The organism is Treponema peruense (assembly GCF_016117655.1).
GTDB lineage: Bacteria > Spirochaetota > Spirochaetia > Treponematales > Treponemataceae > Treponema_D > Treponema_D peruense.
Genome location: NZ_CP064936.1, coordinates 2,472,879 through 2,493,559, shown reverse-complemented (window position 1 = coordinate 2,493,559; position 20,681 = coordinate 2,472,879). Strand labels below are relative to the sequence as shown.

At 40.5% G+C, this 20,681-nt stretch carries 27 protein-coding genes; 17 read left to right on the top strand and 10 right to left on the bottom strand.

Annotation, left to right across the window (positions count from 1 at the left end; translation table 11 throughout):
* Positions 1–179: 179 nt before the first annotated feature.
* Together IWA51_RS11470 and IWA51_RS11465 are read right to left on the bottom strand one after the other, a co-directional pair.
* The gene (locus IWA51_RS11470; RefSeq protein ID WP_198442517.1) at positions 180–413 is read right to left on the bottom strand and encodes an ABC-three component system middle component 7; all 234 of its coding nucleotides are present in this window, start codon (positions 411–413) and stop codon (positions 180–182) included.
* The gene (locus IWA51_RS11465) at positions 397–1,290 is read right to left on the bottom strand and encodes an ABC-three component system protein (RefSeq protein ID WP_198442516.1); all 894 of its coding nucleotides are present in this window, start codon (positions 1,288–1,290) and stop codon (positions 397–399) included. The genes IWA51_RS11470 and IWA51_RS11465 overlap by 17 nt, the downstream gene beginning before the upstream one ends.
* A 207-nt stretch (positions 1,291–1,497) precedes the next feature.
* On the opposite strand from IWA51_RS11465, the gene IWA51_RS11460 reads away from it, so the two are divergent.
* Positions 1,498–2,280 carry an HU family DNA-binding protein gene (locus IWA51_RS11460; RefSeq protein WP_198442515.1) on the top strand — a complete coding sequence of 261 codons (783 nt, stop codon included), beginning with the start codon at positions 1,498–1,500 and terminating at the stop codon, positions 2,278–2,280.
* 100 nt (positions 2,281–2,380) lie between these two features.
* Positions 2,381–2,848 carry a DUF4417 domain-containing protein gene (locus IWA51_RS11455; protein ID WP_198442514.1) on the top strand — a complete coding sequence of 156 codons (468 nt, stop codon included), beginning with the start codon at positions 2,381–2,383 and terminating at the stop codon, positions 2,846–2,848.
* Between the two features lie 11 nt (positions 2,849–2,859).
* Here IWA51_RS11455 and IWA51_RS11450 read toward each other — a convergent pair whose 3' ends face one another.
* Together IWA51_RS11450 and IWA51_RS11445 are read right to left on the bottom strand one after the other, a co-directional pair.
* A complete protein-coding gene (locus IWA51_RS11450) occupies positions 2,860–3,648 on the bottom strand; it encodes an IS3 family transposase (RefSeq protein ID WP_230402733.1) in 789 nt (262 codons plus the stop codon).
* A 50-nt stretch (positions 3,649–3,698) separates the two neighbouring features.
* Positions 3,699–4,013 carry a transposase gene (locus IWA51_RS11445; protein WP_198442301.1) on the bottom strand — a complete coding sequence of 105 codons (315 nt, stop codon included), beginning with the start codon at positions 4,011–4,013 and terminating at the stop codon, positions 3,699–3,701.
* On the opposite strand from IWA51_RS11445, the gene IWA51_RS12960 reads away from it, so the two are divergent.
* The 4 genes from IWA51_RS12960 to IWA51_RS11425 are packed head-to-tail and all read left to right on the top strand — an operon-like array spanning position 4,014 to position 5,744.
* Entirely contained in the window at positions 4,014–4,352 is a 339-nt protein-coding gene (locus IWA51_RS12960; RefSeq protein WP_408059004.1) for a DUF4417 domain-containing protein, read from the top strand.
* A gap of 1 nt (position 4,353) precedes the next feature.
* Positions 4,354–4,884, top strand: a complete 531-nt coding sequence (locus IWA51_RS11435; protein ID WP_198442512.1) for a hypothetical protein — start codon at positions 4,354–4,356, stop codon at positions 4,882–4,884.
* Positions 4,874–5,200: a hypothetical protein gene (locus IWA51_RS11430; protein ID WP_198442511.1), complete on the top strand. Its 327-nt coding sequence runs from the start codon at positions 4,874–4,876 to the stop codon at positions 5,198–5,200. The genes IWA51_RS11435 and IWA51_RS11430 overlap by 11 nt, the downstream gene beginning before the upstream one ends.
* A 1-nt stretch (position 5,201) precedes the next feature.
* Entirely contained in the window at positions 5,202–5,744 is a 543-nt protein-coding gene (locus IWA51_RS11425) for an RNA 2'-phosphotransferase (protein ID WP_230402660.1), read from the top strand.
* 65 nt (positions 5,745–5,809) lie between these two features.
* On the opposite strand, the gene IWA51_RS11420 is transcribed toward IWA51_RS11425, so the two are convergent.
* The 3 genes from IWA51_RS11420 to IWA51_RS11410 all read right to left on the bottom strand — a co-directional run bounded on the left by IWA51_RS11420 (position 5,810) and on the right by IWA51_RS11410 (position 8,196).
* Positions 5,810–6,181, bottom strand: coding sequence for an SIR2 family NAD-dependent protein deacylase (locus tag IWA51_RS11420; protein WP_198442509.1), 372 nt, complete (start codon positions 6,179–6,181; stop codon positions 5,810–5,812).
* 293 nt (positions 6,182–6,474) lie between these two features.
* Positions 6,475–8,016: a Na+/H+ antiporter NhaC family protein gene (locus IWA51_RS11415; RefSeq protein ID WP_198442508.1), complete on the bottom strand. Its 1,542-nt coding sequence runs from the start codon at positions 8,014–8,016 to the stop codon at positions 6,475–6,477.
* A 12-nt stretch (positions 8,017–8,028) separates the two neighbouring features.
* Entirely contained in the window at positions 8,029–8,196 is a 168-nt protein-coding gene (locus tag IWA51_RS11410) for a hypothetical protein (protein WP_177528718.1), read from the bottom strand.
* Between the two features lie 200 nt (positions 8,197–8,396).
* Between IWA51_RS11410 and IWA51_RS11405 the strand changes: the two genes are divergently transcribed.
* From IWA51_RS11405 to IWA51_RS11375, 7 genes are all read left to right on the top strand, one after another.
* Positions 8,397–8,972, top strand: a complete 576-nt coding sequence (locus IWA51_RS11405) for a xanthine phosphoribosyltransferase (protein WP_198442507.1) — start codon at positions 8,397–8,399, stop codon at positions 8,970–8,972.
* A gap of 28 nt (positions 8,973–9,000) precedes the next feature.
* The gene (locus tag IWA51_RS11400; RefSeq protein WP_198442506.1) at positions 9,001–10,086 is read left to right on the top strand and encodes a BMP family ABC transporter substrate-binding protein; all 1,086 of its coding nucleotides are present in this window, start codon (positions 9,001–9,003) and stop codon (positions 10,084–10,086) included.
* A 152-nt stretch (positions 10,087–10,238) separates the two neighbouring features.
* On the top strand, positions 10,239–11,762 hold the full coding sequence (locus IWA51_RS11395; protein ID WP_198442505.1) for an ABC transporter ATP-binding protein: 1,524 nt from the start codon (positions 10,239–10,241) through the stop codon (positions 11,760–11,762).
* Positions 11,759–12,835 (top strand): ABC transporter permease, encoded by a 1,077-nt coding sequence (locus tag IWA51_RS11390; protein ID WP_198442504.1) that lies wholly within the window; start codon positions 11,759–11,761, stop codon positions 12,833–12,835. Before IWA51_RS11395 ends, IWA51_RS11390 begins: the two co-directional genes overlap by 4 nt.
* Complete coding sequence (locus IWA51_RS11385; RefSeq protein ID WP_198442503.1) at positions 12,835–13,794, top strand: ABC transporter permease; 960 nt, start codon at positions 12,835–12,837, stop codon at positions 13,792–13,794. Before IWA51_RS11390 ends, IWA51_RS11385 begins: the two co-directional genes overlap by 1 nt.
* 129 nt (positions 13,795–13,923) lie before the next feature.
* On the top strand, positions 13,924–15,561 hold the full coding sequence (gene groL, locus IWA51_RS11380) for a chaperonin GroEL (RefSeq protein WP_177528712.1): 1,638 nt from the start codon (positions 13,924–13,926) through the stop codon (positions 15,559–15,561).
* Between the two features lie 124 nt (positions 15,562–15,685).
* On the top strand, positions 15,686–16,243 hold the full coding sequence (locus IWA51_RS11375) for a cysteine hydrolase family protein (RefSeq protein ID WP_177528711.1): 558 nt from the start codon (positions 15,686–15,688) through the stop codon (positions 16,241–16,243).
* Between the two features lie 57 nt (positions 16,244–16,300).
* Here the strand turns inward: IWA51_RS11375 and IWA51_RS11370 are convergent, their stop codons facing one another.
* Positions 16,301–17,053: a class I SAM-dependent methyltransferase gene (locus IWA51_RS11370; protein WP_198442502.1), complete on the bottom strand. Its 753-nt coding sequence runs from the start codon at positions 17,051–17,053 to the stop codon at positions 16,301–16,303.
* Positions 17,028–17,351, bottom strand: coding sequence for a hypothetical protein (locus IWA51_RS11365; RefSeq protein WP_177528709.1), 324 nt, complete (start codon positions 17,349–17,351; stop codon positions 17,028–17,030). The genes IWA51_RS11370 and IWA51_RS11365 overlap by 26 nt, the downstream gene beginning before the upstream one ends.
* 166 nt (positions 17,352–17,517) lie before the next feature.
* On the opposite strand from IWA51_RS11365, the gene hprK reads away from it, so the two are divergent.
* Genes hprK through holA form a run of 4 tightly spaced genes read left to right on the top strand, consistent with a single transcriptional unit; the run spans position 17,518 to position 20,436 of the window.
* Entirely contained in the window at positions 17,518–18,507 is a 990-nt protein-coding gene (gene hprK, locus IWA51_RS11360) for an HPr(Ser) kinase/phosphatase (RefSeq protein ID WP_177528708.1), read from the top strand.
* A gap of 21 nt (positions 18,508–18,528) precedes the next feature.
* On the top strand, positions 18,529–18,795 hold the full coding sequence (locus IWA51_RS11355) for an HPr family phosphocarrier protein (RefSeq protein WP_177528707.1): 267 nt from the start codon (positions 18,529–18,531) through the stop codon (positions 18,793–18,795).
* Between the two features lie 5 nt (positions 18,796–18,800).
* Positions 18,801–19,415, top strand: a complete 615-nt coding sequence (lexA, locus tag IWA51_RS11350) for a transcriptional repressor LexA (protein ID WP_177528706.1) — start codon at positions 18,801–18,803, stop codon at positions 19,413–19,415.
* A 1-nt stretch (position 19,416) separates the two neighbouring features.
* Positions 19,417–20,436 carry a DNA polymerase III subunit delta gene (gene holA / locus IWA51_RS11345; RefSeq protein ID WP_177528705.1) on the top strand — a complete coding sequence of 340 codons (1,020 nt, stop codon included), beginning with the start codon at positions 19,417–19,419 and terminating at the stop codon, positions 20,434–20,436.
* On the opposite strand, the gene IWA51_RS11340 is transcribed toward holA, so the two are convergent.
* Complete coding sequence (locus IWA51_RS11340) at positions 20,433–20,660, bottom strand: YdbC family protein (RefSeq protein ID WP_198442500.1); 228 nt, start codon at positions 20,658–20,660, stop codon at positions 20,433–20,435. The two genes, holA and IWA51_RS11340, sit on opposite strands and share 4 nt — an antisense overlap.
* Positions 20,661–20,681: the final 21 nt, after the last annotated feature.

Genomic DNA, 20,681 nt, shown 5'->3' with positions numbered 1-20,681 from the left:
ATTATTCTTATCTGCGTAAGCATTACCACCAAAAACAAAGTCTATCACAAGTAAGAAAGTTGATTTTCCAATAGAGTTTTTCTTGCTTTCATCACCCAAAATAATATTCAGACCATTATTAAAGATAATAGGTTTTCTTTGCTTTCCATCTTCTGTAAAAATATCACATTGAATTTCTTTTAGCATATTACTATTTCTCCACTATTTTCATCTAATTTAATTTTATTAAGTGCAAAAAGCGCATCCAAAGTCTGGATAAAATCTGTTGTACTTTCAAATTCTTTATTTGTTTTTTTACACAAATCGTAGATCTTTATCTTTCGCTCTTTTGTATTACACAATAAATTCAAAATAAAAGGAAACTTACTAATAATAGATTCTTTATATGTAACTGTTTTATTTGGAAGAAGCATCAAATACCTCGCACGACTGTATAAAATACGAAACGATAATATTTAAAATCTCATCATTATCATAATTTTCTGTTTTATCTTGAATAAATATTTTCATTCGTTTGAAAATTTCATGTTTATCACCTTTTGCAATTGCTTTAACTTTTAAATATTTATTTTTTACAGTTTTTGAAACATATTCAGCCTGTTCACTGGACTTTTTTTGTTCCGCAAGAAAAAAAGACTTTATCATTTTGTAATACTCAGTAACATTTGCAAGAACTACTGTTTTTAACGATTTTACATCATAAAGTTTCTTTTCTACGACAACAGGATCATAATTTAATTCTGTGTTTTTATCGAGTTCAATTTTATCAGCCATACTTAAATTATCATTCTTTTCCCACAAGAGAATGCTTTTTACAACTTGTTCAAGTTCTTTCTGTAAGTATTCATCTTTATTTGTAATATCAAGTAGTTGATCAAGTTCATTTTTATTGTCACTACTATTTTCATTCATTATAGCAACAAAAAAATTTGTGCAAGTTTCTCCCATATTATCTGTAGAAATATTAATATTCGTTCCAAATTTCTTTAAGGCATCTGCAAGTTCGTCAGTGGTATCGCCTAACGATAGATTTTCATTTATAAAATTTTCAAATTTGGATTTGGAGAGATTTTCGAGAATTGCACTTGAAAGCCATTTTGGAAATGGTCTGGCTCTATAATAATTTCCTATAGTTTTTTCTTCGATGTCTGGTTTCCCTGCACTTGCAAAAAGATCATAAATATCATCAAAACCAACTGCATTGATAATAACAGTTTTAGTAAAATCTAGTTTTGAACTAGAGGTGCATATATATTTTTGTAGTGTACTAATAAAATCTGAAAACTTCATTTTCTCCGCTACTTTAAATCACTTTACGTCACTTTGCATCACCAAGTGGACACCATAAAAAAGTATTATTTAGATACAAGTTAAGAAAGAGTTATATCTTTCTTAACTTGTGATGCAGTGTATCTGTATCTTTATCTAATTATTATACCACAAGTTAAGCTTATTTAAAACAAAAATAAGTTTAACTTGTGGAAAAAGGAGAAGAACATGAAAAATTCTTCTAACAACAGCTTTATAAAGCTGACAGAAGCGACGGCAGGTCGCGTAGGTATTAAACTTCAGTTGAATCAGTTCAACAAGAATGAAGGAACTCCAAATTATTATGGCAAAGTTGAACGCTTTACTTTAAGTGTTCAGAACACTTTAGAAGGAATTGCAAACGAACTCCCTCAAATTGACACAGGAACGGTAGCAAGCGTTTTGAATTCTTATACAAATGTTGTTTTAAAAGCTCTTGAAAGCGGCAACGCCGTCAAGTTTGGAGAACTTGGAATGTTTTACATTGCTTCAAAAGGCGTTGTAGATTCTGAAACTGGGCGACCCGAACTGACTGTAAAATTTACTGCAAGTCAGACCTTAAAAAATGTAGTGAAAAACATCGAGATTGCCTCTTCGGAATTTAAAAAAGCAGAAGGAAAAATTTTTTCTGTTACCAATGTTGCAACAGGACTGTTCGACGGGACTGTTACAACCGGTGGCTCTTGTCTGCTTGAAGGAATAGGAATAAAAGTAAGTGGCGAAAATTCTGGCATTTATTTTGCTCCAGTTACGGAAACAGGTGCTGTATCAACTGATGAAAATTCTTGGATAAAAGTTATTTCGCCTCTTGTTTACAACACTCCTTCAAAATTACTTTTTACAGTTCCAGATTCTGTTGTTGCAGACAATTCTTACAAAATTGTAATCCGAACGCATTGCGCAGGTCGTTCAGGGTATGAGCGCAAAGAACTGATTGAAACAATCTCCGACACAGTAACCGTAACAGCCTAATTTCAGGCAAACTGAAAATTCTGCGGAACAGATTTGGAGTTTCTAAAAAAGTTCCGCAGATTTTGCAAATCAACATATATATAAAATGAGGTTTATAATCATGAGGAAAATAAAAAATATAATTGACGACGGCTTTAATGCCAAACTAGTTAAGACTGCAATTTTTGACGGTCTTCTTGAGATTCCTGTAATACACAACAATGCAGAAATAATTATTCCTCAAGGAATGGTACCTTTTAGTGAACGTAATAAAAGTAAAGATAAAAAAGATTTTGTGTGCTTTTATGAACATGACATAAAATTCCGCAATATTTTGACAGCAACTAAAGAACAAATTGAAGACTTAAAAAGATTTCCTGGTGTAATTTCACCAGATTGTTCCCTTTATCGAGATATGCCTCTTGTTTTACAAATGATGAATGTTTATTTAAATAGGCAAGTCGGTCATTACTTACAGGCTCAAGGAATCTATGTAATTCCGAATATACGGTGGGGAGATGAAAGATCTTATACAAGGTTGATCCCTAAAATGCGCTATTTAGTCAACACAAAAATTTTACAGGTTTAAGGTGTAAAAATTTATGCAGCCCGTTTTCTTTCCAGTTCATTGTACTGGAAGCATTTATACATTTCATCAGGCACGTTGTAATCCAGAGACTGATGAAACCTCGCTGTGTTGTAGAAGTTGAAGTAGGCATTTATGCCGGCCTTCAAGTCTTTCATTGTCTCATAGCGTTTAAGGTAGATGTCCTCGTACTTGAGGCTTCTCCAAAGACGCTCAATTCTGATGTTGTCCAAAGCCCGGTCTTTTCCGTCCATGCTGATCTGGATGTCGTAATCGACAAGAACTTTGATAAAAACATCAGATGTAAACTGGCTTCCCTGGTCTGTGTTGAAGATTGCAGGACAGCCGTATTCTTCGATTGTTTCCCTCAGAAGATTTGCATACTGCATCGCATCCATCGTGTTGAATACGCGCCAGCTCAAGACCTTCCTCGAGAACCAGTCGATTATTGCCATCAGGTAAACATTCCCTGTCGGCAGCTTTATGTAAGTGATATCCGTTGACCATACCTGATTCGGATATCTGATTACCTTGTTTTTCAGAAGATACGGATACTTCTTGTGATATTTACAGGCCTTGGAAAGATTCTTGCCCGGAAATACCGCCGTAATCCCGAATCTTCGCATTACACGGCGTACAGTTGTTTCTGTAGTGTCTCCGCCGTTTTTGTTTATCTCTCTCCAGATTCTGCGGTAGCCGTAATACGGATGCTCAATCTGGACTTCCTTGATTTTCACAAGCAGATTGAAATCTTTTTCATCATGCCCTGGACCCGGTTCGTAATAATACCGGCTCCGTGAAATCCCAAGCAGCCTGCACTGCCTTGAAATGCTTAAAACCTTGTAAGCAGGTTCTACAAGATTGGATCGTAGCCGTATATCTGCTTGTACTTTTTTTTTAGAAAATCAATTTCGACTTTCTGTTCACCGATTGTTTTCAGAAGACTGTCTTTTTCCTCTTCCTGCTTTCTCGTTTCTTCTGACTTCTTGTTCGGCCGTTCAAAAATGTCAGCCATTCCGGCAATCGCCTGCGCTTTCCATTGGGAAATCTGATTCGGATGGACGCCGTACTTTACTGCAATTTCCTGAATCGTAGATTCTTCTCGTAATGCTTCAAGTGTAACTTTTGCCTTGAAATCCTTGCTGAATGACTGTCGTTTCTTTACCATGTGCTAACCGCCTTGCTTAATTTATCGGCTGTTTGCACCTTAAATCTGCTCCTTTTTCTGTGTCGTTTTACACACTCATTTTACCCAACTGAACTTCCATTTGCATTTCTTGGAGTTGAGAAAGGCGGAATTTATTCAATCGGAACTTATGGCTGCATTCAAGGTGAAGAGAATACTTTCTTTTTCCGTGAAGGCCTTATTTCGATGCTTAAAGAATTGGAACCTAAAGTTGTCATTGTTTACGGAGCAATGCCGAAATCAATATTTTCAGATCTTACAAACAAGACAACTTTTATCCAAATTGATGACTGGATTAAACGATGTCATGGAGGAAAATAGAATGGGAAGTGGTTATAGTGGAATGTACCACGGAACTCATGGTAGTTCCCAAAGATATGCAAGTTCCTATAAAGTCTGCAAGGATATGAAGAAATATGACATAAGCCGAGGAATATGTTCTGAAAAAGACGTGTACATAAAAAATCCTACAGCTAAAAATATCAAGTCAATGATAAACGGCAACTATATAGGCAACAAGAATACTAACGGAATCTTTGTCTATGCTATCACTACTAAAGGTGATATAATTGTAGGAAAACGAAATGGCAATGGAAAAGATGGTTTAGCAACACCCCATCCAACTTTAATTGGAGGTAAAAATCCAAAAGTAAAGATGGCAGGAATGCTTGAAATAGCCGGAGGAAAGATAAAATCTTTCAACAACGAAAGCGGTCATTTTAAACCGAATAAAAAGTCTATGCCAACAGCAAAGAAGATTTTTGAAGAACTGGGTAAAAATCTTTTTCACAAAAAATATAACTGGGGTGTTAAAAATGAGCTTAATAAATACATGGGGCTTCATGCTCGATAAAAATGAAATAGTTAGCGCAAATGCAGAAAGTTACAACATTGGTACAACCGTAAAGTGTATCGAAGAAAACGAGGATACAGTAACAGTTTTGTATAAAGATGTTGAATATATGGTTCTTAAAACTGCTTTTAAATCACGAGAAACGCCAGAATTCAATTGGAATGATAATGTCAGAATCATTGCAAAAGACAAAACTGCTCAGATAGATCTTATCTGCTGGCATTATAATGAAAAAAGATACTTTTATATGTTGATATCTAACGGTAAAAAGTTAAGCAAGCGTTATTATGCAAACGAACTTGAAAAGGCACACTAGTATGGACTACATTAATCTTAGTAAAGAAATTTCCTATGCTCTGCGTCACGCCCCATGGAAGTATGAACTGGAAATTGATGAAGCAGGATTTGTTCAGATTTCTCAATTGCTTTCATCCATAAATGAAGAAGAAAAATACCCAAAAGAAATTGAATTGCCTGATATTCTTTATGTTATGAAAATCTCTGACAAGAAAAGACTTGAAATTGTCGGAGAAAAAATTAGAGCTCTTTACGGGCACTCAATTCCGATGCACATAAAGAAAGAAGAATCTATTCCACCTGTTATTCTTTATCATGGAACAGCAAAAAGATTTCTGCCATCAATAAAGGAAAAGGGGCTTTTACCAATGAACAGACAATATGTTCATCTTTCAACTGATATTGAAACAGCAACAACTGTAGGAAAAAGACGAGACAAAGAGCCTGTTATTCTAAAAATAGATGTAAAATCAGCCTTAAAAGAAGGAATAAAATTTTACATTGGAAATGAAAAAGTATGGCTCTGCGATAGAATTCCACCAGAACTCGTGAAACTGAACTGACATGGATTGATGATTTCTAATCTTATAGCAACCTGTTTCCACCAAGGAGCAATCTTCTACAATCTCTACAATCTTTCCAAAACATTCCCTATATCTTCATTAATGCAAAAACTGCGGTTTTGAATTTCTTGGGGACAATAAGATTCACCTTTATTGATGCTCACATAATGCGACTTTGGATTTTGTAAAGTCATCTGCCAGAACGGATATTTTATTATTCCGGGTGTATTAAAACCAACGCCCAGTTCCAGAAAAAGAATTTTTTTGTTCTGGTGTTTTTTTATAAAAGCTGAATATCGGGCGGCGGCTTTTTCCCAAAAGGAATCTTCTACAAAAAAGTTGTCGGCTCTTAAATTCATTGTCATAGGTTTTCCACATACTGGGCATTTTGGAATCAGCTCAGAAGGAATTTTTAAATCTTTTTGCTGTTCAATCATTTGTAGAATTTGTTTTTCATTGTCGTAAGTTTTTTTATGACACGGAACACTGGAACGAAATGGAATAAAAAAAGATTTATTAGGAATGAAAAATAAATTTAAAAATACTCAAGTTAATTCAAAACTTTGGAAAGAAATCCATATAGATGCCCCTTTCTACTTTTTCTATAAAATATACTAAAAATTTTCATCATTTAACAAACATTTTTTATTTTAATACCACGCAAGTCGAAAACGATGTGACTATTATAGTTCCGAAGTAACCGTTACTTCGGAACTATAAATATTTTCTTTTATGCTTTTACAGCACGTTTCTTCATGAAAATAAGGAAGGCAAAAAGAACTATTACACCGAATGCCCAAGAAATCAAAGCGCTTGCTATGGTTCCCAGAGTCTGTGTGAATCCTGCAACAATATATGTCACAAACGAAACTGCAGCTACAGACAAAGCATAAGGAAGCTGTGTCGAAACATGCGTTACGTGGTCACAGTTTGCTCCGGCACTTGCCATAATTGTTGTGTCAGAAATCGGCGAAATGTGGTCACCGCAAACAGCTCCTGCCATACATGCAGAAATAGAAATAATTCTGAGCGGTACTCCTTCAGGGAAAATCGCAATGCAGATTGGAATAAGAATTCCGAAAGTTCCCCACGAAGTTCCTGTTGCAAAAGCAAGACCGCAGGCAATAACAAAAATAATTGCGGGTAGCAGCTTCTGAAGGTCGGCAGCACTTCCGTTAACAACACCGGCAACATATTCCGCGGCATTAAGACTATCCGTCATAGCTTTAAGTGTCCATGCTAGTGAAAGAATCAGAATAGCCGGAACCATAGCCTTGAATCCGTCTGGAATACATCGCATGCAGTTCTTGAAAGGAAGAACGCGGCGAATTATATAGAAAGCAACCGTAATAATCAGCGCGGCAAAAGATCCCAGCACAAGACCAACAGAAGCAACACTTCCTGCAAATGCCTCAACGAAATTCAGGTAAGTCGGGTTTGCATTCCCGTCAGAAAGTTTTGTAAAGAAACCGCCTGTATAAAGCATTCCGGCTACGCAGAAAATAATCAGCGAAACGATAGGAAGAATAAGATCAATGACTTTTCCTTTTTTTGCAACTGTATCTTCGCCGGCATCTTCATCTTCTGCAGGTTTGTCTGTTTTTTCGCCGAGTTCATATTTTGCCATAGGACCGAATTCAAACTTCATTGCAACCATAGCAAACATCATTATAATAGTAAATAATGCATAAAAGTTGAATGGAATTGCCTTGCAGAAGAGCGCAATGCCGTTTTCACCTTCAGAAACAAATCCCGAAACTGCGGCTGCCCAGGAACTTATCGGAGCAATAATACAGACAGGAGCGGCTGTTGCGTCAATAAGGTATGAAAGTTTTGAACGTGAAACACCATATTTGTCGGTAACAGGTTTCATGACAGAACCGACTGTAAGGCAGTTAAAGTAGTCGTCAATAAAAATAAGAATACCAAGAAGAATTGTTGCAATTTGAGCGCCAACCTTTGACTTGAAATGCTTTTTTGTCCACTCACCAAACGCTGCCGAACCGCCGGCCTTGTTCATAAGGGCAACAAGAGTTCCCAAAAGAACCAGGAACAGAAGAATACCTACGTTACTGCTGTCAGAAAGTTGCTTTATCATTCCATCGTTGAATATGTGGTTAAAGAATCCGGGGAAGCCGGCCGACGCGTCTATTGCAAAAAATATTCCGCCAATGACGATTCCGATAAAAAGTGAAGAATAAACTTCCTTTGTAATTAAAGCCAGTGCAATTGCTACGATTGCAGGCACAAGAGACCAAAATGTTCCAGCCATATTTTTTTCCTTTTAGTTTTGATTTTTTTTGCTGCAGAAATCTGTACTCAAAGGAGATTTTATTCCGTCTCTTTCAAGCTTTTCAAGAACTTCGATTGCGTAGTCCAGTGCATCCAGTGCTTCTGCCGAGCAATAGGTTCTTACCTGTTTTAAAGCCGTAATGGCATCGGTGTTTTCCATATTATCCTCCGGTTTATACCGTTTAGTTTTGTAACAGTTTTTGATTATATCATAGTTTATTTAATCGTGCGCATTATGTTTGTAAAAATCGGCAATATCCGGCTCAAAAATACTGGGAGACTCTGAAAATTGCAATTTTTTGAGCCTGTCTTTGTTATTTTTTTTATTGAACTTTTTACATTTTTTTTATACTATAGGCTATGGAATTACTTGAAAACCGAATTAGAGAAGACGCAGAAGTTTTACCGGGAAATATCCTCAAGGTCAGCAATTTTCTAAATCACCAGATAGATGTAAAGCTTATGGATCAGATGGGCGAAGAATTTGCCAGGCTTTACAAAGATACACCTGTTACAAAAATCCTTACAATAGAATCAAGCGGAATTGCCGTAGCATATTCAGTTGCGCAGAAGTTCGGGGTGCCGCTTGTCTTTGCAAAAAAACACAAATCCAGCAATGTTAACGAAGACGTGTATTCGGCAAAAGTATGGTCATTTACACACAATCAGGAATATACGGTCGTTGTTTCAAAAAAATACATAAGTTCCTGCGACAAAATTCTTCTTGTAGATGACTTTCTTGCAAACGGAGCGGCTCTTAACGGGCTTATCAAAATAGTTGGCGATGCAGGCGCAAAAGTCCAGGGAATTTGTATTGCCATAGAAAAAGGTTTCCAGAACGGCGGAAAAGAACTCCGCGAAAAGGGTTTCCGTGTGGAAAGCCTGGCTATCGTAGATAAAATGACAGACGACGGAAAAATTCAGTTCCGTGCGTAAGTCAGAAAAATAAAGTAAGAGGCAGATTATGAAAAAAATTGCACTGGCAGTTATGGCAGCGGTTTTTGCACTTGCCGGATGTTCAAAAAAGAATGTTCAGGATGCAAAAATTACAAAGGACAACCTTAAGGTCGGATTTGTTTACATCGGATCTATTCACGACGAAGGTTACACTACAGCACAGGACAAGGGACGTCTTGCCCTCGAAGCTCAGGGAATTAAAACAATGTATGTCGAGAATGTTCCCGAGAATGCAGACTGCGAGAAAGTTATCCGCGATCTTATTGATCAGGGATGCAATGTAATCTACACAACAAGCTTCGGCTTTATGGACTGGACAATCAAGGTTGCCGCAGAATTCCCCAATGTTAAGTTCGGACACTGTTCAGGCTACAAGCGTGCAGACAATGTTTCCACTTACTTCGGAAGAATGTACGAAGCACGCTACCTTGCAGGAATTACAGCCGGTCTCAAGACAAAGTCAAACAAGATCGGATACGTAGCAGCTTTCCCAATCCCTGAATGTATCCGCGGAATCAACGGTTTTGCACGCGGCGTTCAGTCAGTAAATCCTGCTGCATCAGTAGAAGTTATCTGGACAAATACTTGGTATGACCCGACAGTAGAAAAGCAGGCTGCACTTGAGCTCCTTAACAAGGGATGCGACGTAATCGAACAGCACCAGGATACAACAGCACCGCAGATTGCTGCCCAAGAAAAGGGCGCATTCTGTATCGGATACAACGTTGCAACACCGAACGCCGCTCCAAAGGCATATCTTACAGCTCCTGTATTCAACTGGGCAACTTTTATTACAGACGATGTACAGAAAGTTCTTGACGGAACCTGGACAAGCCGCGCTTACTGGGAAGGCCTTTCTTCCGGAATGGTAGACCTTGCTCCTCTTTCAGCACTCTGCGCAGAAGGAACACAGGAAAAAATCGATGCCGCCAGAAAGTCTATCGAAAACGGCAGCCTCAAGATTTTTGAAGGACCAATCTTTGACCAGAGCGGTGCAGAAAAAGTTCCCGCCGGAACAGTCATGACAGACGACGAAATCTGGAACATGGGATGGTTCGTTAAGGGCGTAAACGGAACAATTCCGGCCAACTGATTTCCAACAGATTTATTTAATTAACAGAATAAATCAAAATAAAGCTCCGGTTGCGGGTAAGAATATCCGGACCGGGGCTTTTTTATTGAATAAACGCAAACATTACAGCAAACATAACTGACATTTTTTTTTAATTACAGTAATATAGCGCAATGGAAAACGAAAACGCAGTCGAAGTCTTAAATCTGACAAAGTCGTTCGGAACAGTCCGTTCCAATCAGAACATTTCACTCAGCGTAAAAAAGGGCGAAATTCTTGCTCTTTTAGGTGAAAACGGCAGTGGAAAAAGCACATTTGTAAACATGCTGGCCGGAATATACGCACCCGAGTCCGGTTCAATAATCATTGACGGTAAGCAAATGTTGTTTGCATCACCGCAGGAAGCCATCTCTGCCGGAATAGGAATGGTTCACCAGCATTTCAAGCTTGTAGAAGTTATGTCCGCTCTTGAAAACATAACGCTTGGTGAACGCAAGGCAGGATTCTTTATAAACAGGACCAGAATCCGCACAAAAATAGAAAAACTCTGCGGTCAGTTCGGCTTTTCCGTAGATTTGGACAAAAAAGTTCATTCCATGGCAGTCAGTGAAAAGCAGACTGTAGAAATCATAAAAATGCTCTATCAGGGAGCGCGCATTCTTATTCTTGACGAGCCGACTGCAGTTCTTACGCCCCAGGAAACAGAAAAACTTTTTGAAACCCTGCGCAGAATGAAAAGTGAAGGCTGTTCGGTCATAATAATTACCCACAAGCTGAATGAAGTAATGGAAATCAGTGACCGCGTTGCAATTTTAAGAAAAGGAAAACTTGCAGGTATCGTAAATACAGCCGAATCTTCAGAAGAAGAAGTAGCCGGAATGATGATCGGCGGAAAACTCAACCTTGAGTACGAGTACGTAAAAGTTCCGCACGGAGAAACCCCGCTTCTTTCGGTAAAAAATATTACATGTGAAGACAAGAGCGGTGCAAAAAAACTGGACAGTCTTTCCTTTGACCTTTACGCGGGCGAAATGCTCGGTGTTGCAGGAATTGTCGGTTCAGGTCAGAAGGAATTGTGCGAAGTCCTTACCGGAATAACAAAAGCCGCAGGTTCCGCGATGTTTGAAAATTCTGAGCTTCTTGAAAAAACACCGCTTGAAATAAAAAAACTCGGAATTAGAATGAGTTTTGTTCCCGAAGACAGACTGGGTATGGGACTTGTTGCTGGAATGGATGTTACCGACAACATAATTCTGCGTTCCTATGACGAAACAAAGGGAATTTTTGTAGACAGAAAATCCGGAATAAAAAGTGCGATTGATATTGTAAGCCGCTACGATATTTCAACTCCTTCAATAAACAATGTAGTAAAACAGCTTTCGGGCGGAAATATACAGAAAGTTCTTCTTGCACGCGAAATAGAAATGAACCCCAAGTTTCTGATTGTTTCTTATCCTTTCCGCGGACTGGACATCGGTGCTACAAAAAATATTATTTCCATGCTCAATGCACAGAAGAAAAAGGGTGTAGGAATCCTTCTCATCGCCGAAGACATAGACCAGCTTTGTGCAATAAGTGACAGACTCATGGTTCTGCATGACGGAAAAAACATGGGAACAGTCGATCCCAAAACTACTACAAAAGAAACCATAGGACTTATGATGATGGGAAAAGATATGAACGGGGGCGCAAAATGATAAGAAAATCAGCAAGACAGGCGTTGTCATTCAAAAAGAAAGTCTTTATAAATACTGCGGCAGTTGTTTCTGCAATAGCGGCTTCAATGATTATCATGGCTCTTATGAAACTGAATCCGTTTGAAGTATACTCAAAAATAATAAACGGCTCTCTCGGAAGTGCATACCGGTTCCGCGAAACTGTGAATAAAGCCATTCCGCTTACGGTATTATCTTTGGGAACCGGAATGGCGTTTAAGATGAAATTCTGGAACATAGGCGCCGAAGGCCAGTTTTATATGGGTGCATTCGGTGCTACCTGGGCAGTTATGCTGTTCCCGCAACTTCCGGCGCCGGTACTTCTTCCTCTTATGGCAGTCTTTGGATTTGTCTTTGGCGGCCTTTTTGCAACCGTGCCTGCTTTGTTAAAAATAAAATGGGGAACAAGCGAAACTCTTGTTACACTCATGATGAATTACATCGCACAGAAATGGGTAGGTTACCTTCAGTACGGACCATGGCGCGACCCCAACGGCAACGGCTTTCCAAGAATTGCGCGCTTTGAGTCAAATGCAATCCTTCCTTCCGTCTGCGGAATCCACATCGGCTGGATTATAACACTTGTTCTGGCAGTTTTACTTTTCATACTTTTGCTGCGTACAAAATTCGGTTATGAAGTTTCTGTAATCGGCGAAAGTACCAATACAGCAAGATATGCCGGAATAAACGTAAAAAAAACAATGCTTCTTGCAATATTGATTTCAGGCGGTCTTTGCGGACTTGCCGGAATGATGCAGGCCAGCGCAATAGAAAATTCCCTTACAGACAACATGTCAAACGGACTCGGATTTACAGCCGTAATTACAACCTGGCTCAGCAGACTTAATCCCCTTGTAATGGTGGGCGTGTCCTTCCTGTTCAGTATGCTTTTGCAGGGCGGCAGTTTCCTTCAGAGTTCAATGCAGATTCCGGCTTCAATGGCACAGATTCTTCAGGGCGTAATAATTTTCTTTGTACTCGGAAGCGAATTTTTTGTACGCTACAAACTTTCCTTTACCCGCAGCAGAAGAAACACAAACACGGAGGCATGCTGATGGCTTTTCTTATATCACTGGGACTTTTTCTTCAGGTTGCTGTTCAGACCGGCACACATATTCTTCTTGGAATCCTCGGCGGAATTCTTTTTGAAAAGGCAGGAAATACCAATCTTGGTACAGAAGGAATGATGCTTATGGGCGCTTCACTCGGTTACTATGCGGGTATTCTTACCGGCAGTCCTCAGCTGGCAGTTTTGTATGCAGGCTTAGCCGGAACCTGCGGTGCTCTCATCTATGCTTTCATTACAATTACACTCCGCGGAAACCAGGTAGTTACGGGACTTGTTCTTGCCACTTTTGGAACAGGAATTTCAAGTTACCTCGGTAAAACACTTACAGCCACGCCTCTTCCGTCTTCCATTACAAAAGCCTTTGCTCCGGTAAAGATTCCGCTTCTTTCAGAAATTCCGGTTCTTGGACCTATGCTTTTTGACCAGAGCCCGTATGTTTATTTTTCAGTAATTCTTGCAGCTGTACTTTTCTTCTATTACAAGTACACGCGCTGGGGACTTAACGTAAGAGCCATCGGTGAAAATCCGGCTGCAGCAGATGCTTCGGGAATAAACGTTACTCTTTATAAATACATTCATGTTCTTGCAGGAGGCTTTGTCTGCGGACTTGCGGGTGCATATCTTTCGCTCGTGTTCGTTCCGCGCTGGCAGGAAAATATAACCGCCGGTGCAGGATGGATTTCAATTGCGCTCGTAATATTCTGTTCGTGGAATCCTCTTAAGGCAATTGCGGCAGCCTGGGCCTTCGGTGCATTGAAGGGGCTTACCTTCAAGTTCCAGAGCATTACTGTGGGAACTTCTGTTATTGCACTTTCGCCGCAGCTTCTGGACATGATACCTTACTTTGCAACAATAATTGTTCTTGTCTGTATGGGCCTCGGTTCAAAAAAAGGAAGCCGTGCTCCTGCAGCTTTGGGTGAGAGTTACTTCAGGGAAGACCGCTAGATTTTGGCTTAAAAAAAGCAAAAAAAATTTGCCGATTCAGATATTTTTTTATATCTTTATTCATAAACGTAAAATTTGCCGTGAAAAAGAATATCTGATTCCGGCTTTGCAAATAGGAGTAAAATAATTATGGCTAAACAGTTGATTTACAATGAAGATGCCCGCAAAAAGATGCTGAGCGGTGTTGAACAGATTGCCCGCGCAGTTAAAGTTACACTTGGTCCCTGCGGACGCCTTGTAATGCTTGATAAAAAGTATGGCGCACCTACAATCACAAAGGACGGCGTTTCTGTAGCAAAAGAAGTAGAACTCAAAGATCCGTATGAAAACATGGGCGCACAGCTCGTAAAAGAAGTTGCTTCAAAGACAAACGATGTTGCCGGAGACGGAACAACAACAGCTACAGTTCTTGCCTATGCTATTGTACGCGAAGGACTCAAGGCTGTTTCTGCCGGAATGACACCGATTGAAATCAAACGCGGTATCGACAAGGCAACAGCAATTGCAATCGAAGAAGTAAAGAAAAATTCACGCGCCGTAAAGGGCAATGATGATATTACACACGTTGCAACTATTTCTGCAAACAACGACCCCGAAATTGGTAAAATTCTTGCCGATGCCATCGAAAAGGTAGGAAAAGACGGCGTTATTACTGTAGAAGAGTCAAAGAACATGGACACAACAGTAAAGACTGTAGAAGGAATGCAGTTCGACCGTGGATACATTTCATCTTATTTCGTAAACGACCGCGAGAGAATGGAATGTGACTACAGCGATGCTTACATTCTTATTCACGACGAAAAAATTTCTACAATGAAAGACCTGCTTCCTCTTCTTGAGAAAGTAGCCCAGACAGGAAAGCCGCTTGTAATTATAGCCGAAGATCTCGACGGTGAAGCTCTCGCTACACTGGTTGTAAACAGCATCCGCGGAACACTCAAGTGCTGCGCAGTAAAGGCTCCGGGATTCGGTGACAGAAGAAAGGAAATGCTTCAGGATATAGCAATCCTTACAGGCGGAAAAGTAATTACAAAGGACCTCGGACTCAAGCTCGAAACAACCGAACTTGCAGATCTTGGACATGCAAAGTCTGTAAAAATCGACAAGGACAATACAATTATCGTTGACGGTGCCGGAGACAAAAAGGCAATTGCAGACCGCGTTGCAGAAATCAAGAGCCAGATAGAAAAGTCTACATCTGACTACGACAAAGAAAAGCTCAAGGAACGCCTTGCAAAACTTTCAGGCGGAGTTGCCGTAATTCACATCGGTGCAATTACAGAAACCGAGATGAAAGAAAAGAAGTTCCGCGTAGAAGATACTCTTGCCGCAACACGCGCAGCCCTCGAAGAAGGAATTGTTTCTGGAGGCGGACTTGCACTTATTGAAGCAAGCAAAGTTCTTGATGAAAACAAGGCCGGACTTGTCGGTGACGAAAAGGTCGGTTTCAGAATTGTAAAGCGCGCTCTCGAAGAACCAATCCGCCAGATTGCAGACAATGCAGGTCTTGACGGTAGCGTTATTGCAGACAAGGCAAAGAACGAAAAACCGGGCGTTGGTTTCAATGCAGCCCGCCAGGAATGGGTAAACATGATGGACGCCGGAATTATTGACCCTGCAAAGGTAACACGCTGTGCCCTCCAGAATGCTGCATCTGTTTCAGGAATGCTTCTTACAACAGAATGTGCTATTACAGACATCCCAGAACCGCCGGCACCAGCTCCTGCAGGACAGCCTGGCATGGGTGATATGGGCGGAATGTACTGATAAAAACCTGCATTTGTCAGCATAGTAAACAATTTACATTCTAAACTGAATTAAACAATAAGGGCTGTTCCGGTTATTCCGGGGCGGCCCTTGTTTTAATACAGGTAATTCCGGGAGATACGGCATGAACAAAACAGAAAAAAAAGATCTGCTTCTGGTCGTGGATATGCAGAATGTCTACAGAAAGGGCGGCAAATGGCAGTGCACAAATACAGACGGGGCCGCCTCCAATATAATCAGAATCATTGATTCACAAAAAGCAGACGTAATTTTTACAGAATTCATTGCATGTGAAAAGGCCGCCGGAGTCTGGGCAGATTACAATATAAAATATGCAGACGTCAATTCAGACCGTGAAGCCAATCTCATTAATCCGCTTCTGGTCGCTTATGCACAAAAATATCCGCTGTACAAAAAAGGAGTGTATTCTTCGCTGTCTGTTCCCGAAGTGCTGTCTGAGGCAAAAAAACATGAGCGGGTTGTAATAACAGGTGTTGTAGCCGAATGCTGCGTTCTTTCAACAGTTTTTGCGCTTATTGACGCGGGAATCTACACTGTTTACCTTACCGACGCCGTTTCCGGACTGGATGCCCCCAAAGAAAAGGCAACAGAACTTATTCTTTCGGGACTTTCTCCGCTTCATTTGAAGATGTGCACTACCGCGGAATATCTTTCTGAATAATTGCAACCAACCCCGGAACTTCAGTTTTCCAAGCCTTTGGAGATGCTCTTTTTAAAGCTACTTTTTTGCAACAATAACCATGGTTTTTGCATTCTGGTCGTAGGCAGACAGATCAAACCCGCCGTAAACCGCCACTTCTGAAAAGCCGCAGTGAAGCATAGTGTCGCGCAGTTCCGCTGCGGAATAAAGTCTCTGTATAAAAACGTGTTCCATTCTTTTTCCGTCAGAATCAATCAGAATCCATTTTGAACTGAGTCCTTCCCACGCTCCTGTTACCTTGAATTCGGTGAGGACTGTCTTTCCTGCACGTTCAAACCATTCGCCTTCAGTAAAATATTTTACGGCAGTTTCACGGCTTATGCATTCCAGAATAAAAGTGCCGCCTTTTTTTAGGGCAGCCGCTACTTTCTTTAAGATAAGCGTATCGTCCGAAACGCTGTCGCAGTACCCGAACGAATTATATATATTGACTGCGGCATCAAATTTTTTTCTGCTTGAAAATTTCCTCATATCAGCGTTGATAAGGTTTAGTGAAACATTTTCATCTTCTGCAGTTTCAGCCGCAGCGTCCAAAAAGGGCTGTGTTATGTCAACGCCGGTAACTTCCATTCCACAGAGCGCCAGCTCAACACTTATTCTTCCGGGACCGCAGCATACGTCCAAAACAGAATCTCCGCGACCCAGTTTTGCTATATCAGTACACCGCTGGGCAATTCCCCTGGCTTCTGCCCAATGTTGTGAGTCAAACATAATGGGACCGTAATTCAGCCAGAAGTTTTCGTTTTCAAACCATTCCGTATGTTTTTTCATCTTTTTTTCCTGTATCCGGAATATTCAGCCCGAAAATTTCAGCAATAATATCTTTGGGCACGCCGAGCGTAACTGCATTCTGAATATACATATTGCGCCTCAGTTCTATAAGTTTTCTGGAATTTTCTTCAGCGTAAGAAGAATTGATGCTGTATAATCCAAGTGATGAATTGTCCTTCAATGCCTTTTTTTCGTTGTTTACTTCGAGGTCAAACAATTTCTGGCTTCTGAGGCTTTCATTAAAGTTGATTCTCATCTTGTAATATTCAAAAGCCTTGTCGTCCTGTTTTCCGGACATAAAATAAGAATGAATTTCCAAACCCAACTCCTCAACGCAGATAAAAAAGCTTACGATATTCCGGCGACTTCTTTATATACTCTTCCTGTTTTAATAGAATGTAGCATTATGCATTCCTTTTGTAAATCCTGTTGCAACGCGTATGTAAAAAATGTATACTAGTCATATGTCTGATAAAAAGATTACAGTTCTTGATCTTCTGGATCTCGATCTTAAGGGACATAACTCACTCAATCTTCACTGCATTGCCGGGCGCATGGGGCTTTCAAGGGCTCTTACCGTTCCCGACATCAACAGGCCCGGACTTGCGCTTTCGGGTTTTTATGATTCGTTTGCATATCAGAGAGTACAGCTTTTTGGTCGCGGTGAATTTGCCTATCTTAAAAAACTCAACTTCGAAGGCAATATCGAAACAATCAAACAGTTTTTTTCCTATGGTATTCCGTGCGCAATTTTTACGCACAGCATAACTCCCGACGATACATTCCTTTCAATAGCAGAACATGCCGGTTGTGCCATTCTTCAGACCGACCTTGAATCAACAGAATTTTCAAGCAGACTTTTACGCGTATTTTCAAACCTGTTTGCCCCAAAAAAAACAATGCACGGGGTTTTTGTAGAAGTCTACGGAATCGGAATTCTTCTTACGGGTGACAGCGGTGTAGGTAAAAGTGAAACAGCCTTGGAACTTGTAGAGCGCGGCCACCGTCTTGTTGCAGATGACATTGTTGAAATACGCTGCGTTAATGGAAACAGTATTCTGGGGCAGGGTGCAAACAAACTTATAAGCCACCACATGGAAATACGCGGACTTGGAATCATAAACATTTCACAGCTGTACGGCGTAGGTGCAATCCGCGAGCAGAAAGAAGTACAGCTCGTAGTAAAACTTGAAACCTGGGATCAGAATAAGATTTATGACCGCCTTGGAACAGATGCGCACACAACAGACCTTCTTGGCGTTAAGATTCCTCTCATTGAGATTCCGGTAAAACCCGGCCGTAATCTTCCAATTATTATCGAGGCAGCGGCAATGAACGAAAGACTTAAGTCAATGGGTTATTATTCCGCACGGGAATTTAATCAGAATATCTTAAAGTGGATAGAAACCGGAGAGGCTCAGAATGCTTATTATGGAAGTGAAGATTCTTATTAAACAAAACAGAGGAAGTGCATCGTGACAGAAAAAATTCTTACAGTTCGTAACCGCGCAGGAATTCATGCAAGACCGGCGGCGCTTATTGCCCAGACTGCAAACAAATTTGCATCAGAAATTATTCTTGAAAAAGATACGACTACAGTCAATGCAAAGTCAATTATGGGCGTCATTACAATGGCTGCCGGCTATAATACAACTCTTACACTCAAAGCCGACGGATCTGATGAAAAAGAAGCCAGCAACGCAATTTACAATCTCTTTGAATCAAAATTTGAAGAGGAATAAGCCGTATGAGAAGTCTTACAGACCGGCAGCGTGAAGTTCTTGACTATATTGCTCAGTTTACGGAAGACAATGTTTATCCGCCTACGGTTAGAGAGATAGGTGATCACTTCGAAATTTCGCTTCGTGCTGTACAGGATCATATTGCTGCCCTTCAGAAAAAGGGGTATCTCTCCCAAAGCCAGAAGCGCTGTTCCCGTTCAATCCGTGTTATAAAAGATGAACGCGTAAAGGAATCCGCTCCGTTTACATCAAAAATTCCTGTTCTTGGAAATGTTGCTGCAGGAAGACCTCTTTTAAGCGAAGAAAATCTTGACGGTTATGTAAATCTTTCAGAACCGTTTGTAAGACCCGGCAAAGAATATTTTGCCCTTCATGTGCACGGAACCAGTATGATAAATGCCGGAATCCTTGACGGAGATCTTGCGGTAATAGAAGTTGCCCACGTTGCTTCGGAAGGACAGATTGTTGTTGCCGTAATAGACAATGCAATTACATTGAAAAGATTTTACCGTGAAGCTTCCAGAGTGCGTCTTCAGCCCGAAAATCCTGACTTTCAGCCCATTTACTGTCAGGAAGTCCGCATCGTCGGAATCCTTTCCAGCATAGTCCGTACTTACTGAAATGGCTGAATCAAAAGTCTATCTGTTTACCGGACCCGAAGCCGGCGAAAAAAGCGATGCCATAAATGTACTGCGCGAAGATGCCGTAAAGAAAAACGGATCCATTGACGAGTACAAGTATTATGCAACCGACACAAGAATTACAGATGTCGTTTCCCAGCTTAGAAATGCAAGTCTTTTTTCCCCAGCACTGTTCATTGTCCTTCGCAATGCCGAAAGCATAAAGTTAAAGTCAGACACCGATCTTCTTTCAGACTGGGTAAAAGCATCTTCTGACAGTCCCAACGTTCTTGTCCTTGTTTCCGACGAAAATTCCGTGGACAAAAAGCTTGAATCAAAAATTCCAGCTGCAAACAAAAAAATCTTCTGGGAAATGTTCGAAAACCAGAAGCCGCAGTGGCTGCAGAACTTTTTACGCAAAAACGGGTATTCCGCCGATGCCGAAGCCATAGAGCTCATTCTTGACATGGTGGAAAACAATACCGAAAGCCTTCGTTCCGAATGTTCCAGATTTTTCTATTGTTTTGAAAAAGGACACAGAATATCAGTTTCTGACGTAGAAAAAATTCTTGCGCATAACAGAACAGAAAATGCATTTACATTATTCGAAGCAATGGCAGATTCTTCGCGTTCTCCGGCCCAGCGTCTTGAAACATCACTGGACATTCTTCAGAAAATCAGGGCTTCCCGCGATTCCAACAGTGTGGCTCTTATTTCTGGACTTTTGTACAGTTTCCGCCAGCTCAGAACCTGGCACGTGCTTCATTCAGGTTCAAAAACTCCTTCAGAACAGGAACTCCGCGCTGCAGGTTTTATCGGCAAAAAAAATCAGGCAAGATATATGTCTGCTGCAAGAGTATGGGGATTTGGCACAGTTTCTTCCATAATTGCGCTTCTGGACTCGTCAGATATAGAAAACAGGGAAACAGGAGCCGCACTTGAAGATACAAGGCTTTTTATGGCCATATATTCTATTGTAATCAAGAACGGCCTGTTTTTTTCAGAATATTCAGACTTCTAGTCCAGATTCATTCCGCCAAGAATATCACGGAGTGCCTTCAATTCTTCTTTGGTTAAAGTGACGCCTTTTCCCATTTTTGCATGTTCCGCATCCCACGAACGGATATCGTATTTTGCAGGACGGCCGCCCCAGGAAACCGAATTGAGTTCAAGATTCCATCCTTTTTTTGACGTAGACAGCACACCGAATTTCTGTTCGATACTGAATGAAAAATCGTCAGCCATAAAATTCTCCTAAAATAAAAT

Bases quoted from the DNA above. Each gene is read 5' to 3' on its own strand.
- IWA51_RS11470 (WP_198442517.1), bottom strand. From the start codon at position 413: ATGCTTCTTCCAAATAAAACAGTTACATATAAAGAATCTATTATTAGT.
- IWA51_RS11465 (WP_198442516.1), bottom strand. From the start codon at position 1,290: ATGAAGTTTTCAGATTTTATTAGTACACTACAAAAATATATATGCACC.
- IWA51_RS11460 (WP_198442515.1), top strand. From the start codon at position 1,498: ATGAAAAATTCTTCTAACAACAGCTTTATAAAGCTGACAGAAGCGACG.
- IWA51_RS11455 (WP_198442514.1), top strand. From the start codon at position 2,381: ATGAGGAAAATAAAAAATATAATTGACGACGGCTTTAATGCCAAACTA.
- IWA51_RS11445 (WP_198442301.1), bottom strand. From the start codon at position 4,013: ATGGTAAAGAAACGACAGTCATTCAGCAAGGATTTCAAGGCAAAAGTT.
- IWA51_RS11435 (WP_198442512.1), top strand. From the start codon at position 4,354: ATGGGAAGTGGTTATAGTGGAATGTACCACGGAACTCATGGTAGTTCC.
- IWA51_RS11430 (WP_198442511.1), top strand. From the start codon at position 4,874: ATGCTCGATAAAAATGAAATAGTTAGCGCAAATGCAGAAAGTTACAAC.
- IWA51_RS11425 (WP_230402660.1), top strand. From the start codon at position 5,202: ATGGACTACATTAATCTTAGTAAAGAAATTTCCTATGCTCTGCGTCAC.
- IWA51_RS11420 (WP_198442509.1), bottom strand. From the start codon at position 6,181: ATGATTGAACAGCAAAAAGATTTAAAAATTCCTTCTGAGCTGATTCCA.
- IWA51_RS11415 (WP_198442508.1), bottom strand. From the start codon at position 8,016: ATGGCTGGAACATTTTGGTCTCTTGTGCCTGCAATCGTAGCAATTGCA.
- IWA51_RS11410 (WP_177528718.1), bottom strand. From the start codon at position 8,196: ATGGAAAACACCGATGCCATTACGGCTTTAAAACAGGTAAGAACCTAT.
- IWA51_RS11405 (WP_198442507.1), top strand. From the start codon at position 8,397: ATGGAATTACTTGAAAACCGAATTAGAGAAGACGCAGAAGTTTTACCG.
- IWA51_RS11400 (WP_198442506.1), top strand. From the start codon at position 9,001: ATGAAAAAAATTGCACTGGCAGTTATGGCAGCGGTTTTTGCACTTGCC.
- IWA51_RS11395 (WP_198442505.1), top strand. From the start codon at position 10,239: ATGGAAAACGAAAACGCAGTCGAAGTCTTAAATCTGACAAAGTCGTTC.
- IWA51_RS11390 (WP_198442504.1), top strand. From the start codon at position 11,759: ATGATAAGAAAATCAGCAAGACAGGCGTTGTCATTCAAAAAGAAAGTC.
- IWA51_RS11385 (WP_198442503.1), top strand. From the start codon at position 12,835: ATGGCTTTTCTTATATCACTGGGACTTTTTCTTCAGGTTGCTGTTCAG.
- groL (WP_177528712.1), top strand. From the start codon at position 13,924: ATGGCTAAACAGTTGATTTACAATGAAGATGCCCGCAAAAAGATGCTG.
- IWA51_RS11375 (WP_177528711.1), top strand. From the start codon at position 15,686: ATGAACAAAACAGAAAAAAAAGATCTGCTTCTGGTCGTGGATATGCAG.
- IWA51_RS11370 (WP_198442502.1), bottom strand. From the start codon at position 17,053: ATGAAAAAACATACGGAATGGTTTGAAAACGAAAACTTCTGGCTGAAT.
- IWA51_RS11365 (WP_177528709.1), bottom strand. From the start codon at position 17,351: ATGTCCGGAAAACAGGACGACAAGGCTTTTGAATATTACAAGATGAGA.
- hprK (WP_177528708.1), top strand. From the start codon at position 17,518: ATGTCTGATAAAAAGATTACAGTTCTTGATCTTCTGGATCTCGATCTT.
- lexA (WP_177528706.1), top strand. From the start codon at position 18,801: ATGAGAAGTCTTACAGACCGGCAGCGTGAAGTTCTTGACTATATTGCT.
- holA (WP_177528705.1), top strand. From the start codon at position 19,417: ATGGCTGAATCAAAAGTCTATCTGTTTACCGGACCCGAAGCCGGCGAA.
- IWA51_RS11340 (WP_198442500.1), bottom strand. From the start codon at position 20,660: ATGGCTGACGATTTTTCATTCAGTATCGAACAGAAATTCGGTGTGCTG.